14 protein-coding genes and 3 pseudogenes are annotated in these 14,867 nt (G+C 53.2%); 10 read left to right on the top strand and 7 right to left on the bottom strand.

The features are described from left to right. Nucleotides 1–59: 59 nt before the first annotated feature. Genes ACFSW5_RS21070 through gtfA form a run of 4 tightly spaced genes read left to right on the top strand, consistent with a single transcriptional unit; the run spans nucleotide 60 to nucleotide 4,242 of the window. On the top strand, nucleotides 60–941 hold the full coding sequence (locus ACFSW5_RS21070) for a carbohydrate ABC transporter permease (protein WP_379277517.1): 882 nt from the start codon (nucleotides 60–62) through the stop codon (nucleotides 939–941). Next, the gene (locus ACFSW5_RS21065) at nucleotides 941–1,771 is read left to right on the top strand and encodes a carbohydrate ABC transporter permease (protein ID WP_379277514.1); all 831 of its coding nucleotides are present in this window, start codon (nucleotides 941–943) and stop codon (nucleotides 1,769–1,771) included. The genes ACFSW5_RS21070 and ACFSW5_RS21065 overlap by 1 nt, the downstream gene beginning before the upstream one ends. Before the next feature lie 17 nt (nucleotides 1,772–1,788). After that, complete coding sequence (locus ACFSW5_RS21060; RefSeq protein WP_379277827.1) at nucleotides 1,789–2,757, top strand: carbohydrate kinase family protein; 969 nt, start codon at nucleotides 1,789–1,791, stop codon at nucleotides 2,755–2,757. A 15-nt stretch (nucleotides 2,758–2,772) separates the two neighbouring features. Continuing rightward, nucleotides 2,773–4,242: a sucrose phosphorylase gene (gtfA, locus tag ACFSW5_RS21055; RefSeq protein WP_379277511.1), complete on the top strand. Its 1,470-nt coding sequence runs from the start codon at nucleotides 2,773–2,775 to the stop codon at nucleotides 4,240–4,242. A gap of 99 nt (nucleotides 4,243–4,341) precedes the next feature. Here gtfA and ACFSW5_RS21050 read toward each other — a convergent pair whose 3' ends face one another. The 3 genes and pseudogenes from ACFSW5_RS21050 to ACFSW5_RS21040 form a co-directional block, all read right to left on the bottom strand. Beyond that, nucleotides 4,342–4,599: a hypothetical protein gene (locus ACFSW5_RS21050; RefSeq protein WP_379277506.1), complete on the bottom strand. Its 258-nt coding sequence runs from the start codon at nucleotides 4,597–4,599 to the stop codon at nucleotides 4,342–4,344. A 107-nt stretch (nucleotides 4,600–4,706) separates the two neighbouring features. Then, entirely contained in the window at nucleotides 4,707–4,955 is a 249-nt protein-coding gene (locus tag ACFSW5_RS21045) for an SDR family oxidoreductase (RefSeq protein ID WP_379277825.1), read from the bottom strand. Nucleotides 4,956–4,962: 7 nt separating this feature from the next. Further along, nucleotides 4,963–5,091 (bottom strand): annotated as a pseudogene (locus tag ACFSW5_RS21040) (HTH domain-containing protein); the annotation flags it as partial. 203 nt (nucleotides 5,092–5,294) lie between these two features. Here ACFSW5_RS21040 and ACFSW5_RS21035 point away from each other — a divergent pair. The 4 genes and pseudogenes from ACFSW5_RS21035 to ACFSW5_RS21020 all read left to right on the top strand — a co-directional run bounded on the left by ACFSW5_RS21035 (nucleotide 5,295) and on the right by ACFSW5_RS21020 (nucleotide 9,259). Then, a complete protein-coding gene (locus ACFSW5_RS21035; RefSeq protein WP_379277504.1) occupies nucleotides 5,295–5,840 on the top strand; it encodes a PadR family transcriptional regulator in 546 nt (181 codons plus the stop codon). 45 nt (nucleotides 5,841–5,885) lie between these two features. Beyond that, nucleotides 5,886–7,036, top strand: a pseudogene (locus ACFSW5_RS21030) (MFS transporter). Between the two features lie 213 nt (nucleotides 7,037–7,249). After that, entirely contained in the window at nucleotides 7,250–8,239 is a 990-nt protein-coding gene (locus ACFSW5_RS21025; protein ID WP_379277501.1) for an acyltransferase family protein, read from the top strand. A gap of 96 nt (nucleotides 8,240–8,335) precedes the next feature. After that, nucleotides 8,336–9,259, top strand: coding sequence for a helix-turn-helix transcriptional regulator (locus tag ACFSW5_RS21020; protein ID WP_379277499.1), 924 nt, complete (start codon nucleotides 8,336–8,338; stop codon nucleotides 9,257–9,259). A 191-nt stretch (nucleotides 9,260–9,450) separates the two neighbouring features. Here ACFSW5_RS21020 and ACFSW5_RS21015 read toward each other — a convergent pair whose 3' ends face one another. Together ACFSW5_RS21015 and ACFSW5_RS21010 are read right to left on the bottom strand one after the other, a co-directional pair. Further along, nucleotides 9,451–10,083, bottom strand: coding sequence for a nitroreductase family protein (locus ACFSW5_RS21015; protein WP_379277497.1), 633 nt, complete (start codon nucleotides 10,081–10,083; stop codon nucleotides 9,451–9,453). A gap of 52 nt (nucleotides 10,084–10,135) precedes the next feature. Continuing rightward, nucleotides 10,136–11,173 (bottom strand): DMT family transporter, encoded by a 1,038-nt coding sequence (locus ACFSW5_RS21010; protein ID WP_379277494.1) that lies wholly within the window; start codon nucleotides 11,171–11,173, stop codon nucleotides 10,136–10,138. An 87-nt stretch (nucleotides 11,174–11,260) separates the two neighbouring features. Here ACFSW5_RS21010 and ACFSW5_RS21005 point away from each other — a divergent pair, with 87 nt between their 5' ends. After that, nucleotides 11,261–12,601 (top strand): aminotransferase-like domain-containing protein, encoded by a 1,341-nt coding sequence (locus ACFSW5_RS21005; protein ID WP_379277492.1) that lies wholly within the window; start codon nucleotides 11,261–11,263, stop codon nucleotides 12,599–12,601. A 20-nt stretch (nucleotides 12,602–12,621) separates the two neighbouring features. Beyond that, nucleotides 12,622–12,825, top strand: a pseudogene (locus tag ACFSW5_RS21000) (VOC family protein); the annotation flags it as partial. On the opposite strand, the gene ACFSW5_RS20995 reads toward ACFSW5_RS21000, so the two are convergent. Then, the gene (locus tag ACFSW5_RS20995) at nucleotides 12,822–13,766 is read right to left on the bottom strand and encodes an alpha/beta fold hydrolase (RefSeq protein WP_379277489.1); all 945 of its coding nucleotides are present in this window, start codon (nucleotides 13,764–13,766) and stop codon (nucleotides 12,822–12,824) included. The pseudogene ACFSW5_RS21000 and the gene ACFSW5_RS20995 sit on opposite strands and share 4 nt — an antisense overlap. Before the next feature lie 120 nt (nucleotides 13,767–13,886). Then, complete coding sequence (locus ACFSW5_RS20990) at nucleotides 13,887–14,669, bottom strand: TetR/AcrR family transcriptional regulator (RefSeq protein WP_379277486.1); 783 nt, start codon at nucleotides 14,667–14,669, stop codon at nucleotides 13,887–13,889. Between the last annotated feature and the right edge of the window lie 198 nt (nucleotides 14,670–14,867).

Genomic DNA, 14,867 nt, shown 5'->3' with positions numbered 1-14,867 from the left:
GCTGTCGCCTTCGCTCTCTCCTTCCTGAAAAGCATTGAACGAAGGAAGAGGGATGTGCCATGATTGCGGAAAAAGGAAGAGCGGATCGGCTGCGAACTCGGCTTCTTTTTACAGGTCCGACCTTGTTTGCGTTTCTGACGGTTGTCGCCGCTCCGTTCCTGTACGGCATTTACTTGACGTTCACGAACTGGGACGGCATCGCGACCTCCTACGATTATGTCGGCTTCGATAATTACGTCACGGTATGGCAAGATTCCTATTTCTGGACCTCATTCGCCATGACGCTGAAATATGTGCTGTTCTCGGTTGTGCTGATCAACGCCGTCGCCTTTGCCCTTGCGTACGTATTGACGAGGCGCCGCAAGTCCAACCTGTTCCGAACCGGATTTTTTCTTCCGAATCTCGTCGGCGGCATTATTCTCGGTCTCATCTGGAATTTCATCTTCAGCTACGTGCTTGTGAATGTCGGCGGCAAGCTGGGGATTCCGCTGCTGGAAGGCTCGTGGCTGGCCGAGCCCGACAAAGCGCTATGGGCTCTCATTATCGTAACGGTATGGCAATACGCCGGCTATATGATGGTCATCTACATCGCGGGCCTCATGAACGTGCCGAAAGATTTGCTTGAGGCGGCTTCGCTTGACGGCGCGACCGGCTGGCGGAGGCTGCGCAGCATCGTGCTGCCGCTTATGATGCCCTCCTTCAGCGTATGTATTTTCCTGTCGCTGCAACGGGCTTTCCTCGTCTATGACGTCAACGTCTCGCTGACGAAGGGCGGACCTTTCGACAGCACCCAGCTCGTCTCGCTGTTCATTTACGAGAAAGCGTTCTTGTCCCGGGAATACGGGGCCGGTCAGGCCGAAGCGTTCGTGCTGTTTCTGATCGTTGCGGCGATCACGCTCCTTCAAGTGTACTTCAGCAAGAAAATGGAGGTGGAAGCGTGATGCCGCTGTACAAAACCGCATTGAAATGGCTCGGCGCGGCTGCGCTTTCCGTCGTGACGCTGCTGTTCGTCGCGCCTTTCGTCCTGATCGTGCTCAATTCGCTGAAGGCCAACAATGAGATTACGTCGGCTCCGTTCTCGCTGCCGGCCGAATGGAAGTGGACCAACTTTCAAACCGCCTTCGAGAAAATGGAATACGTTCACGCCTTTGCGAACAGCCTTATCGTCACCGTATGCAGCGTCACGATCATCGCGGTATGCGCGTCCATGACGGCTCACTATTTCGTCCGCAATGACAGCCGGTTCAATCGATATACGTTCTTTATTATGGTTGCTTCGATGATCATCCCGTTCCAGGCGATTATGATCCCGCTCGTCAAAATTTACGGCGACGCGCTTGGACTGCTGAACAGCAAGCCGGCACTTATTTACTTGTATCTTGGATTCGGAAGCTCTTTGGCGGTCTTTATTTACCACGGCTTTATCAAAAGCATTCCGGCGGAGCTCGAGGAAGCCGCGCTCATCGACGGCTGCAACCGCAGACAGACGTTTTTCAAAATCGTGCTTCCCGTGCTTGTGCCGACGACGGTGACGATCGCGATCCTGAACGTGCTGTGGATCTGGAACGATTTTCTGCTGCCTTCGCTCGTGCTGATCGAAGCGGTGCAGAGGACGCTGCCTCTTTCGACCTTTTATTTCAGCGGAACCTACACTTCCGATTACGGCCCGTTGATGGCTTCGCTGCTCTTGTCGATCGCGCCGGTCATCGCCGTTTATTTGTTTGCTCAAAAATATATTATTGAAGGCGTCATGCAGGGATCGGTGAAATGACGAACGAGGTGGACGCAATGACCTATCCGCTGCTTGGGTTCGATGAAAAAATCGCTTGGCGGAATCAACGAAACGATGTTTTGACGGTCGGAGAGCTTCTGATCGACATGATCTCCTCGGATTACGGCGAGAATCACGAAAGCTCCGAATACCGCAAGTTTTTTGGAGGCTCTCCCTCCAATATCGCAATGAACGCCAAAAAATTGGGAATTCGTCCGCTTGTCGCGGCTTCGGTCGGGGAGGACGGATTCGGGAAGTATTTGATCGAACGGCTGCGGGAAGCCGGCATCGACACGGATTGCGTGCAATCGGTCGACCATTCCACAAGCATGGTTGTCGTCACCAAAAGCACCGCGACGCCGGTCCCGATCTTCTATCGGGGAGCGGATTATCGCTTGGAGTACACTTCCAAGCTGGAGCAAGCGCTGCTGCAATCCAAAGTCGTCCATTTTTCTTGCTGGCCGATCTCGTTAGCGCCTGCCCGCCAGACGATCGAACGTTTGGTGGAAACGGCAAGGGAGCACGGGATTTTGGTGGGCTTCGACCCCAACTACCACCCGATGATCTGGCAGCGGGGAGAAGAAGGGACCGCGTACGTCAAGTCCATGATCGGCAAGACGGATATCGTCAAGCCTTCCGAGGACGACTCGGAAAGATTGTTCGGCAAGGACACGCCCGAGCGCCAAGTCGAAAAATTTCTCGAGCTGGGCGCCAAATTGGTCGTCCTCACTTTGGGCAAGGACGGCGCGATCGCTTCGAACGGAAAAGAAACATGCGTCTTCGACACGTTCGCGGCGGAAGTCGTGGATACGACAGGAGCGGGAGATGCGTTCTGGTCCGGTTTCTACGCGGCCGCCGTGAAAGGATACACGATTCGGGAAGCGCTGAACCTCGGCTTTGCCGTCAGCGCTTATAAGCTGAAATATACCGGAGCGGTCGCCGATTTGCCGACGCTCGAAGCGATCAAGGAAATGTACGGATTATAGGAGGATTCAAAAAAAATGGCCGTCAAAAACCAAGTGCAGCTGATCACGTATCCGGACTCGATGGGCGGAGACCTGAAGGCGCTTCGGCAAGTGCTCGAAGCTTACTTTCGCGATATTTTCAAAGGCGGGGTTCACATCCTTCCCCCGTTTCCTTCATCGGGAGATCGGGGGTTCGCCCCGTTAACTTACTTGCAGATCGAGCCCAGCTTCGGAACGTGGGACGACATCCGGGAAATCGGGGAGAACTTCGACGTTCTGGTCGATTTGATGGTGAATCACATTTCCAGGCAGTCCGACTACTTCCAGGATTTCCTTCGGAAAGGACGACAGTCCGAATACGCGGATCTGTTCCTTACGCTGGACAAGCTTTGGGAGGACGGGAAGCCGATTCAAGCGGACATCGACAAAATGTTTCTGCGCCGGCCCGTGCCCTATTCGACGTTCACGATCGAACAAACCGGCGAAGAAGAGAAGGTATGGACGACGTTCGGCAAGACGGATCCTTCCGAGCAGATCGACCTGGACGTTCATTCGGAGAAGGTCAAGCAGCTGCTGACCGAGTTTTTCTTGAACTTTAAAAAGAACAACGTCAAGATCGTCAGGCTGGACGCTGTCGGCTACGTGATCAAGAAGCTGGGGACCAGCTGCTTCTTCGTCGAGCCGGACATTTATGCGTTCCTGGACTGGGTGAAAGAGCTGGCGGATTCGCTCGACATTGAGCTGCTGCCCGAGGTTCATTCCCATTATTCGATTCAATACAAGCTGGCCGAATACGGCTGCTGGATTTATGATTTTATTTTGCCGTACCGTATCCTGGATACGCTCGTCAACAAAAACGGCGAAGCTCTTCTCCAATATTTGAAAACCCGGCCGCACAAACAGTTCACGATGCTGGATTGCCACGACGGGATCCCCGTGAAGCCGGATTTGGACGGTCTGATCGATACGAAGGAAGCGCGGAAGCTTGTAGACGTCTGTCTCGAGAGAGGCTCGAACCTGAGCCTGATCCTCTCGGACGAGCATAAGGCGGAGGACGGCTTCGACGTTCACCAGATCCGCTGCTCTTATTATTCGGTTCTCGGCTGCGACGACGACGCGTATTTGGCGGCCCGGGCCATCCAATTTTTCGCGCCCGGGGTGCCTCAGGTTTATTACGTCGGTCTGCTGGCCGGAGAGAACGACCGTGAGCGGGCCGAGCATACGGGTGAAGGCCGCGAGATCAACCGGCACAACTTCACGCTGGAGGAGATCGAGCTGTCATTGCGCAAGGACGTCGTCAAGCGGCTGCTGAAGCTGATCCGATTCCGCAACGAATACGAGGCGTTCAACGGTGCGTTCGCGGTGGAAGAAAGCGCCAAGGACGAAATTCGGTTGAGCTGGCGGAAAGGCGGCCGAAGCTGCAGCTTGCATATCGATTTGAACACAAACCGGTCCGTTATCGAATACGTCGATGACGACGGGCAGCTTGCTCAATATTTGGTATAACGAGTTTTTATTTCAACACAAAAACCCGAAAGACAAGCACTTTTTTTCAAAGTGTCTATCTTTCGGGTTACGGTTCAGAAAGGGCCAGTCCTTTCCTCATCACATCAGCAAGTATAAGTTTCGAACTCGAAAACTCGCTATCCGATTGGCGATAAAAGCGGTTAGACGGTAATCGGCCAACAGACGGTTGATGATGCCCGGATCCGCCCGTTCCGACAATCGGATCGTCAACGTCTTTCCGCCAATAGACGACTTTAATTGTGACGGCGTCCCTTCCGCAACGATTATCCCCTTGTCGATCACGGCGATCCGGTCCGCCAAACGGTCCGCTTCCTCCAAGTATTGCGTGGTCAGCAAAACCGTTGTTCTTGGGCGGATTTTTGCCCATCAGGATAAAAAATTCAATATCTTCTTCTTCGTAACCTTGCTCCCTCCAATTGTGCCTGGCTTCATCCTCCGTAAGCTCATCGAAAATAATGTCCTTGCCGATTTCTTCGCCGATTATCCGGACGGCTTCCCTGCGCGAATATGGTTGAAAGCGGTTGAAGCGACTCCGGCTCGTTCAGGTCTCCTTGCACGACCTCGACGTCTTCCGGCAAATTCGCTATCGCCGGATTGCGAGATACCGCTCTTACCCGTACTCCTTTCTGCACAAGCTGCTTTACGACATGCCTTCCGACGGTACTCGTCGCGCCGGTCACTAAAATGGTCATTCTCTGTATTAATCAAATCGATATCGCGGTAAATGGTACGAATAGACACCTCGAATCGGGCAGCCAACGCCGCTGCCGTCACTCTTCTTCTCGACAATAGTTCCGTCGTAATACCGAGCAAGCGATCGAGCCTCATCTTTTTGCCCCTCCCATCTCGAACTGGACGGCGCATCCGGAATAAAGGATAGCGCACGCATTATGACATGTTGTATGTCAGGATTATAAAACAGTTTTTTCTTTTTTGACGAATGGGAAGAAATGCGTTGCATCTTTATATCGCTTCGACATATAATATATATCGAATCGACATAAATTCGAGTTGGAATCGAGGTACGGGAATTGTACGAATTGTTTGTTTTGGGCGAGTTGATGACGGGCGAGAAGCACGGCTACATGCTCCAGGATGTTCTTAAAAACGCCGTCGGGACGGGGAGGAAGATCAGCTCGGGGACGTTATACCCGCTTCTCGCGCGCATGACGGAGAACGGATGGATTAACTTGCGGGAGGAAGAGGAGACGAAAGGAGGAAGGACGAAAAAAATTTACGAAATAACCCGTTCGGGGCGCGAACGATTCCAGTCGTTGATGGCGGAGCCGTTCGATCCGCCCATGGATGCCGATACGCAAAATACGCTGCGCTTTAAGATGGTTTATTTTCAATATGTCGATAAAGAAGTGCGTTTGGCTTGCCTGAACCAATATTTGCATCTCTTGGAGCAAAATCTGAAGCACGTAAAGCAATTCGAATTTCATTTGCAAACGTTTAAACCGGAGCCGGAGAAGCAGCGCATCCAGCTGCTGCGCGTGTTCGAACACCGCAAGCTGCTGGGAGAGACCGAAATGGAGTGGATCAAACAAGAGATTGAGCGGGTGAAGCGGGACTGAATATCGGCGAGCTTTCAGCTTTCCTATGAGCCATGGGAGGACGATATGGAGAAATTATGGACGAAGCCGTTTATTTTCATGACGTTCGGGATGCTGGTCTTATTTACGGGGTTTTATTTGCTCCTGCCCACTATGCCTTTATTCATTACAAACATGGGAGGCACGGAGTCGCAAGTCGGGCTTGTCGCGGGGGTATTTACGCTGACCGCGGTCGTATTGCGGCCGGTCGTGGGGGGATTGCTGGACCGTTACGGCAGAAGGCCGTTCATGATCTGGGGGCTTCTGTTATTTATCTTGTCGATGGCACTTTACAATTGGGCAAGCACGATTGCCCTCTTGCTTGCGCTTCGCGTGCTGCACGGCGCCGGCTGGGCGTTCTCGACGACGGCGGTCAGCACCTCGATCGCGGACATTATACCGGCCTCGCGCCGCGGCGAAGGCATGGGGTGGTTCGGCATGGCGATGACGGTTGCGATGGCGATTGGGCCGATGCTGGGATTATGGGTGATGGGCGAAGGCAGGTTTCATACCTTGTTTTGGCTCGCGACGGGTTTTTCTTTGGCCGCGTTTTTGCTCGTCTTCTTTACCCGTATCCCGGAACACCCCAAATCCTCCGCCAAAACAATCGTATTATTCGAAAAGTCCGTCTTGCCGCTGACGACGGCGCTTTTTTTCCTGGCCGTCGCATACGGCGGGATCACGACGTTCGTGCCGTTGTTCGGGGCTTCCATTCAAGTGAATTCGGGAACGTTCTTTTTGGTCTACGCGTTAGCTCTGACGCTGGCACGGCCGATTGCCGGCAAGCTGTCCGACAGGTTCGGCGAAGTTTATGTCATCTTGCCGGGGCTTGCGGTAACCGTATTGGCCTTAGTCGTATTAAGCCTCTCGCACAATCTGGCCGGCGTCGTCGCCGCGGCCGTCCTGTACGGGATCGGCTTCGGTTCCGCCCAGCCGGCGCTCCAAGCGGCGAACTTGAGTCTGGCTCCTCCCGACAAACGAGGCGTTGCCAGCGCTTCTTTTATGACGGCGTTTGATCTCGGCATCGGGCTGGGATCGATCGTTCTCGGCTTGGTTTCCCAGTATACCGGGTACGAGACGCTGTTTATCGTATGCGCGGGATCGTGGTCGTATCGGGTTTGATTTTCCTCGCGTTTGTCAGCCGTCGTTTGTTGAAGAAGCAAGTTGCCGCGGGTTGACGCCGAAGCTGAGTTGGGATGGGAAAGAGCTTCCATGGCAAAGGATACGGAATCATGGCGGAGGAAGTTTGCAAATACGTCCGGTCAGCTTCCCTGTGACAGTCAGAGACGGGATAAGGCGGCAATTTCGCGGATTATCAAGGATGTGGTTCCCCCGTTGGTTTGTTAGCGTATGAAGTAAGCTTGATAAAACCAACGGGAGGGATTTACGCAATGCCAGAGGTTCATCAACGCGATCATTATTTCGACAATGTGAAGTTTGTCTTAATTGCGCTCGTGGTCATCGGGCATGCGCTCGAACCCCTTTATTCAACAAGCGAGTCCGCGAAAGCCTTGTACAATTTCATTTACTTTTTTCATATTCCGCTTTTTGTTTTTATTACGGGGTACTTTTCCAAGAAATCGGGGAAGCTTGCCCCGTATCTTGTTTTGTATGTCGTTTTTGAATCGCTGTACACGCTGCTGGATTATTATTTGAACGGCCGGTCAAGCCTGCAATTCACGTTCTTTTTGCCCTATTGGGTAACCTGGTATCTGCTTGCGGTCGTGATATGGAAAATCGCCCTGCCGTATTTCGCGAAATTAAGGTATCCGATCCTGTTCGCAAGCTGCCTTGCGGTTCTCGCCGGCTACGTCTCAACGCTGGGATACACGCTGTCGGCGCTCCGGGCGATCAACTTCTTTCCGTTTTTCCTGGCCGGTTATTATATGAAAAGGGAATACTTCGGCTATTTATTTAAACGGCCGGTCAAGATCGCGTCTGCGCTTATCATGATCCTCACATTGGGTTTTCTGTTCCTCTATGGCCAGCGCCTCAATTGTGAATGGCTTTGGGGCAGCTACACCTATGCCAAGCTGGGCAGCACGGAATGGTATGCGGGCATCTACAGGATCGGAATTGCAGCCGTATCGGTCATGCTGTCCATTGGCGTTCTCTCTTTAATTCCAACGAGGCGGACAACGATCAGCGAACCCGGCATTCGGACGATGTATCCCTTTTTGCTGCACGGTTTTGTGCTCCTCATTATGGAGCATCAAGACATTTTCCGGCATATCCACACATGGGCGGATCAACTGCTTCTCGTTCTGTTTGCCGCAGCCATGACCTTTATCTTTTCTATGAAATGGGTCGAGACAGTGTGCCGGGTCGTATTCAAACCGGATTTATCTTTTTTGTACAAAAAGAAAAGCTCGCCGTTATAGGCTTGTTGTGATATCCTGTCGCATGAACGTATCATCGGAGGAATTTCCGTTGCGGCGAAGAAGAACAATTGGAAACGGGAACTCGGGGGAATTTGAGTGAAGATCGAACGGCTTATCTCCATGATCTACATGTTATTGAACCATGAAGTGATTTCAGCTTCCGAATTGGCGGAGAAATACCAGGTGTCGCAGCGGACGATTTACCGGGACATCGACGCCATATGCGCGGCGGGCATTCCTGTCGTTTCTTATCAGGGGGTGAACGGCGGGTACGGGATCATGGAGACGTACAAATTGGACAAAAGCCTGCTCAATTCGTTCGATATCGAGACGCTCCTGACGATGCTGAACAGCTTATCCAAGGTGTTCATGGACGAGCAAACGATGGACACCGCCCGCAAGCTGCAGACGATCCGTACGGAGGGTGCGGGGCCGGGCATGATCCTGGACATCGAAAGCCGATGGACGCCTCAAGGATCGCTGCGTTTGTTAAAGTCGGCCATCAAGTCGCGCAAACCGGTCTATATGGAATATATCGGCTTGAAAGGCGAAAGGACCTGCCGCACCGTCGAGCCGGTATGCCTGATGTACAAAAACCGAACCTGGTATTTGTACGGCTATTGCAGAACGCGAAGCGATTACCGGGAATTCAGGTTATCCCGCATGGATCGGCTTCAAGCGTTGCCGGATACGTTCCATCGGCAGCATGCGATGCCGGTACAATCGGGAGAGGCGTTCAACCGGCCTGAACCGGCGGACCCGGTTGCCGTCAGGATTCGATTCTCCCCAAGATCGCTCGCAAGAGCTCTCGATTATTTCCACGACTCGGAAAAGACGCATCATCCGGACGGATCGCTAACGATTACGCTGCACTTAAGCTCGCCGGAGGAATCGAAATGGTTGTTCCCGGTAGTCGCAAGCTTCGGGGAAGAGGCCGAGATCGAAGGTCCCGAGGAATGGAGAGGCCAGCTCAGGAACATGCTCGAAAATATGCTGAAAAAATATGCGGACAGGCGGTAAGCCTTCCGATACGGCGAAGCTCGAAGCCGCTTGGAAGAAGCGGGAAGAGCTGCAGGTCAGGCTGGACGAGCCGATGGAGCGATGGCTGGAGCTCTCATAGAACGGGCCGTTTTAAAGAGCTTATCAAGCACAAAAAGGTCGCCCTAGAGCTATAGGGGGACCTTTTTGTTTTTCCGTAAACGGCCGCGGCCTCAAAATTCATTCCAAACCATTACCTGCTCTACCGGAAACCGCATAGACGGACGGGCGGGGGCGGCGGCTTTGCCGATCGCGACCAGAAGGACCGGGACGTATCGCTCCGGAATGCGGAATTCCTGAGCGAGCTTGTCCGGATTATACCCGCCCATCGGGCACGAATCGAGGCCTTTGGCCTTCGCCGCAAGCATCAGCTGCATGGCGGCCAGCGACGCGTTGCGTATCGCTTCGTCGCGCGCATAAGCGGGATTGCCGGCGTACGCTTGTTCAATCTGGTCGACTAGAGCCGATTTCACTTCCTCCGGCAGACGGCCGCTTTGGACGTCGGGCTCGAAAACCGCTTCGGCGTTCCGATTGGCCTGCAGGTCTCCAAGCACGGCAACGACGACGGATGCTTCGACGACTTGCTTTTGTCCGTTTGCGATCGGCAGCAGTTTCTGCTTAACCGGCCGGTCGGCTATGGCAAGAAACTTCCAATGCTGAAGATTCCAAGCCGACGGCGCGCCGGAAGCTATCTCGAGAAGCTCTTGGACGGCTTGCTCGCTCAGTTGATGCGAAGGATCAAAATGTTTGACGGAATGACGTTCCCGGATAACGGTAAAGCAATCGGTTGACGCAACGGATGACACTTGCAGTCAGCTCCTCTATTAAATTTTAAAAATCGAAAATCAAGCCCGACGTTCAAGCATCCGCGCTTTCGGACTGCAGCGGCCGCGGCTTTGTGTTTCTCGCTGCGAAATAATTGGTGCCAAGCACACCCGCAATAATCAACGCCGAGCCGACAATGTGGTACGCCTCGATCGGTTCCCCCATGACAACCGCCCCGGCAACGATCGACACAACGGTCGACAAATTGGAGAACACGCTCATTCTGGATGCTTCCATTTTGGACAAGGCGTAGTTGGCGGCCAGCGACGTCACAAGCGAGGACATGACGCCAAGGTACAGAATCGACATCATGAACCTGACTTCGGCGAGCGGCGCCAGCAGGCGGTCAAACGTCCCGGCGGCCGCGTGACCGGACAACGATACGGCCAAAAAGGCGATGAAGCCGATTCCGAGCATCAAATAGCTGATTTCCATCGGGCGATAGGTTCGTAGAATCGAGCGGGCCAAGACGTTGTAGCCGGCTATGGAAAGGCAGGACAGGAACAAGAGGAAAATCCCCGTCATGCTCGATAGTTCGAAGCCGCTGCCTTTCATCAAGAAGATGAAAATAACGCCGATGACCGACAGGCCGATGGATAAGCGCTGCAGTAAGGTCGTCGTTTCCTTCAAAAAAATGGCCGCCAGCAGCATCGTCAATACGGGGGCAAAAGCAAACAAAATGCCTCCTTCGGAAGAAGTCGCAAAGCGAAGCCCGTACGTTTGAAACGCAAAAAACGCAAGCGGGTACATCATGGCGAGGAGCAGCGCCGTCAGAAGCGGTTTGCCGCGATAGTTCAGCCGAATGCGGCGGAAGATGACCGGAAACGTCATCGCTGCAAACGAAACGGCAAAACGGTAGGTTAACGTATCGATAGGGCTTGCGTATTCAAGCGCGATTTTGACAAACAGAAACGAAAAGCCGATGATTGCCGCGTTAAGCGCCGCGCATAGATAGGCAAGCGATAATCTATTATGGTTAATCCGAAACCCTCCTTTCACGGAATATCGGGGAGTTTGTTCGCGAACGATACCCGCTGACTGAATCGTAATGCGAATTAAGAACCGAAACAATGCGAGATTCGTTAAACTGTATTGATACAGTTGGACGGGTCGGCTAGAATGACGGGAGAGAGCGGCATCGGAACAAGGAGGCGCGGCATGAAAAAATATTTATCCATCCTGTCGGATATGGAGCAAAAAATAAACGACGGGCAGTACCGCCCGGGACAAAAGCTTCCTTCCGTCCGCGGCGCGGCGAAGCTTTACGGCTGCAGCACGGCGACGATCGTACGGGCTTACGCCGAATTAGAAAAACGCCACGCGATCTACCCGATATCGCAAAGCGGCTATTACGTCGTGGAGAAGACCGGCCAGAAATTTGACGACAAGGAGAGCGAACCGATCGATTTTTCTTCTCCGTCGCCCGATTCAAGCGTCTTTCCGTATATGGATTTCCGGCATTGCTTGATCAAGGCGATCGATACTTACAAGCATCAGCTGTTTACTACAAAGAGTCTGGATAAGCTGCGCCATACGCTCGTTTCCCATTTGGAGAGCGGTCAAGTGTTTGCCAAAGCGGAGTCGATCGTTGTGACCTCAGGGGTGCAGCAGGCGCTGGAACTGTTGGCGAAGATGCCGTTTCCGAACGGAAAATCGGTTATTTTGGTCGAACAGCCGACTTACGATATTTATTTGCGGTTTCTGGAGGAGGAGGGCTTGCCGGTTTGCGGCATCCCACGTACGGCGGCTGGCCTTGATCTTGAAATGCTGGAGGAGAAATTCAAAGGCGGGGAGATCAAGTTTTTTTATACGATGTCGAGATTCCATAATCCGCTTGGCACTTCGCTAAGCGCCGAGCAGAGGAAAGCGGTGGCGAAGCTGGCCGGCAAATACGACGTTTACGTCGTAGAGGACGATTATATGGCCGATTTAGGCGAAGAGCGGGGTTTTGACCCCATTTATGCCTATGACAGAACGTCGCATGTCGTTTATTTAAAAAGCTTCTCGAAGATTATCTTTCCGGGCTTGCGCCTCGGCGTCGCCGTTCTGCCGGAGCAATTGCTGGAGACGTTCCGAAGGTATAGAAGATATGCCGATACTTCGTTATTGTCCCAAGCGGCGCTGGATGTTTATATTAAAAACGGAATGTACGAGCGCCATAAGCGGAAAATACGCGATCAATACGCCGCCCGGATTCGCGCTTTGAACGAGGCTTTGCTAAAGTTCAGCGATCCGGAATTAATCGAAGCGTCGCGCGTCGATTCGGGGTTTTACTTGCAGCTGAAGCTGCCGCAGAAGGTCAACTTGGAGCGTTTGACGAAACGGCTCGCGGCAAGGGATGTTATTGTCGTGCCGGGAAAATCTTTTTATTTATCCGATTATCGGGATAAGGAGAAGTTTTTGCGGCTTAGCGTTTCGCGTGCGCGGCCTGAACGGATCGAGGAAGGAGTAAAGGCGATCGTCGAAGAAGTAAGAAGGGAAACGAAGCTGCCGTACTGACGGCTTTTTAACATTTACGAAGCGCAACCGAAATGACGATCGGCCATAACGTCGGAAGCAAGGAGGAAGTGGACCGGATTATGGCGCAAGCGCTTGAGGCGGGAGCCGTTATCACGGACCCCGCCCATGACACGTTCTGGGGAGGATATTCCGGCCGCTTTCAGGATCCGGACGGGCATCTGCGGGAAATCGTCTGGAATCCGGCATGGACGTTCGAAGATTAAGAAGCTCGCAGCTTTGCCAATCGATTGACGGCTTCCATGACCCGCTCCGGATGGTTTTGCGGGATCATATGGGCGACCTCGGGCATAACGATGAGCTCGGCGTGCTTGAGTTGTTCTTTTAGCCGATATGCCTGTTCAAGAGTGCCGAACGGATCTTCGCTTCCGACCGCAATGACGGCCGGGACGCCGATTTCGTTGTATCGGCCGCTCATTTCTTCGACGGCGGGGACGAAGGACAACACATCCTCCCGGTTCGCTTTAAACTGACCCGGCCGCAGCCACAACGCGTGAGCCTCCTCCCGATAGCCGGGAGGAACCGGTTCCGGGGCAAAGGTCGCCTCCAGCATCCGGTCCGTCATGAAAGTGGCAATCGGGCTTCGCAGCAGCGTATGAAGCAGAAGATCCCCAACGATCGGCGACGTTGCGAGCTTGGAGAGAGGGTCGCCGTGCTCCGCCGGATACCCTTCCTTGTACATCGCCGCGCCCAATGTGATGATTCCGTCCATCTCCCCCGGATAAAGCAAGGCGTACGACAGAACCAACGCGCCGCTCCACGAATGTCCGACCAGAATCGGTTTCCGGATCCCGAGCTCTGCCAAAGCGGCGTGGAGGAGCCGCGCTTGAACGAACGGGGTTGCCGCTTCGTTCCGGGGCCGTTCGCTATAGCCGTATCCGGGGCGGTCGAACGCTATCGCCCGATACCCTTCCTCGGCCGCAAGCTCCAATACCCGCTCGAAGTCCCGCCCGGTCAGCACGCCCCCGTGCAAAAAAACGATCGGCTTTCCGGTACCTTTGCTTATATAATGCAGGCGAATGCCTTCGGCAGACACGAATTGCCCGGCCGGGGGATATTTGAATTGTGCTTGTTTAACCCGGTACCGGTTATACCACAACCATCCAACCAATAGCACAATAAGAAAAAAGATGACAAACGTCCACATGTTCAATCCGCTCCTTCGCACGTTTACGTGGATGTTCAAAACCTGGGTTAAATAGATTTGCGATATTTACATACTCATAGGTATGTCTCAGCCGTTGAAAAACCCGTATGGATACGGGCGCTAATCGATCCTGTTGTGCGGGCGAATACCGTGCCACAGAATTTGGGAACATTGTTGGGAGAGCGTTTTGAAGGAAACTTGATCCGGCGCCAGCAGCCACATGAGCACAATCCCGTTGATCAGAGAGTGAAGTACGACGGATAACGCATGCGGATCCGGCCGTTCATGGACGAGTCCTTGGCGCTGCAAATCTTTCATGACGTCCGCAGTGCCGAGCAACAAGGCGGTGAACGCTTCGGAAAGCTTGTGCCGAACTTCGGGTTCGCGGCTGTTGGCGACAAACTCGAAGAACAGCAGCGGGCGCTCGCCCGATTCTTTCTCGCAGGATTGGAACTCCGATTCAAGCAATAGCTGCAGCGCTTCTAACGGGTTGGGCGAAGCCGCCGCCTGCTGCGCTTGCTTCGGAAGTTCGCGCATCAGCTTGCTCAAGCTTTGTTCGCACAGGGCGAGAAACAAATCGCTTTTGCTTGAAAAGTGCCAATAGACGGCCCCTTTTGTCAGACCGGCGTCATGGGCGACCAGATCAAGCGTAGCGCCGTCATAACCGTGTCTTGCAAATACGCGGCGGGCGGAAATGAGGATTTTGGACTTCGTGTCCGCGCCAGGCTGAAGGTGATGCCGTAAAAGGTACGCTTTCAACGCTGCTTTTCCGCCGAAATGCCTTTGAACCGTTGTCCAATGCACGTTCGCTTCCTTGGCAATTTCGGCAAACGTAATTTTGTCGCGGGGCAGGCGTTCGGCCAATGCGTCGACGGCTTTTAAAATATTTTCGGAGGATCTCATTGTCGTCTCCCATTGCGAAGTGATATTTACATTCTTTTGAGTATGTTTTTATATTATTTCGAACGGGGCGGGTTGTCAATCGTTTCCTCTTGCGAATATCTCTTGCGAAGTATTTTTTAAATCATGTCAACAATAAGCATGACAAAATCGGGTTTTTCTTTTGTTGTCTCTCCCGCGACTACGATTTATGATAGCTAC

The sequence above is a fragment of the Paenibacillus thailandensis genome (genome assembly GCF_042685365.1).
In the GTDB taxonomy this organism is placed as follows: domain Bacteria; phylum Bacillota; class Bacilli; order Paenibacillales; family Paenibacillaceae; genus Paenibacillus_AP; species Paenibacillus_AP thailandensis.
The sequence above is the reverse complement of the archived record's forward strand: the minus strand, read 5'-3'. Positions and strand labels throughout refer to the sequence as shown.

Excerpts from the sequence above, each read along its gene's own strand:
- ACFSW5_RS21070 (WP_379277517.1), top strand. The coding sequence starts at position 60 with ATGATTGCGGAAAAAGGAAGAGCGGATCGGCTGCGAACTCGGCTTCTT.
- ACFSW5_RS21065 (WP_379277514.1), top strand. The coding sequence starts at position 941 with ATGCCGCTGTACAAAACCGCATTGAAATGGCTCGGCGCGGCTGCGCTT.
- ACFSW5_RS21060 (WP_379277827.1), top strand. The coding sequence starts at position 1,789 with ATGACCTATCCGCTGCTTGGGTTCGATGAAAAAATCGCTTGGCGGAAT.
- gtfA (WP_379277511.1), top strand. The coding sequence starts at position 2,773 with ATGGCCGTCAAAAACCAAGTGCAGCTGATCACGTATCCGGACTCGATG.
- ACFSW5_RS21045 (WP_379277825.1), bottom strand. The coding sequence starts at position 4,955 with ATGACCATTTTAGTGACCGGCGCGACGAGTACCGTCGGAAGGCATGTC.
- ACFSW5_RS21025 (WP_379277501.1), top strand. The coding sequence starts at position 7,250 with ATGCCAGAGGTTCATCAACGCGATCATTATTTCGACAATGTGAAGTTT.
- ACFSW5_RS21005 (WP_379277492.1), top strand. The coding sequence starts at position 11,261 with ATGAAAAAATATTTATCCATCCTGTCGGATATGGAGCAAAAAATAAAC.
- ACFSW5_RS20995 (WP_379277489.1), bottom strand. The coding sequence starts at position 13,766 with ATGTGGACGTTTGTCATCTTTTTTCTTATTGTGCTATTGGTTGGATGG.
- ACFSW5_RS20990 (WP_379277486.1), bottom strand. The coding sequence starts at position 14,669 with ATGAGATCCTCCGAAAATATTTTAAAAGCCGTCGACGCATTGGCCGAA.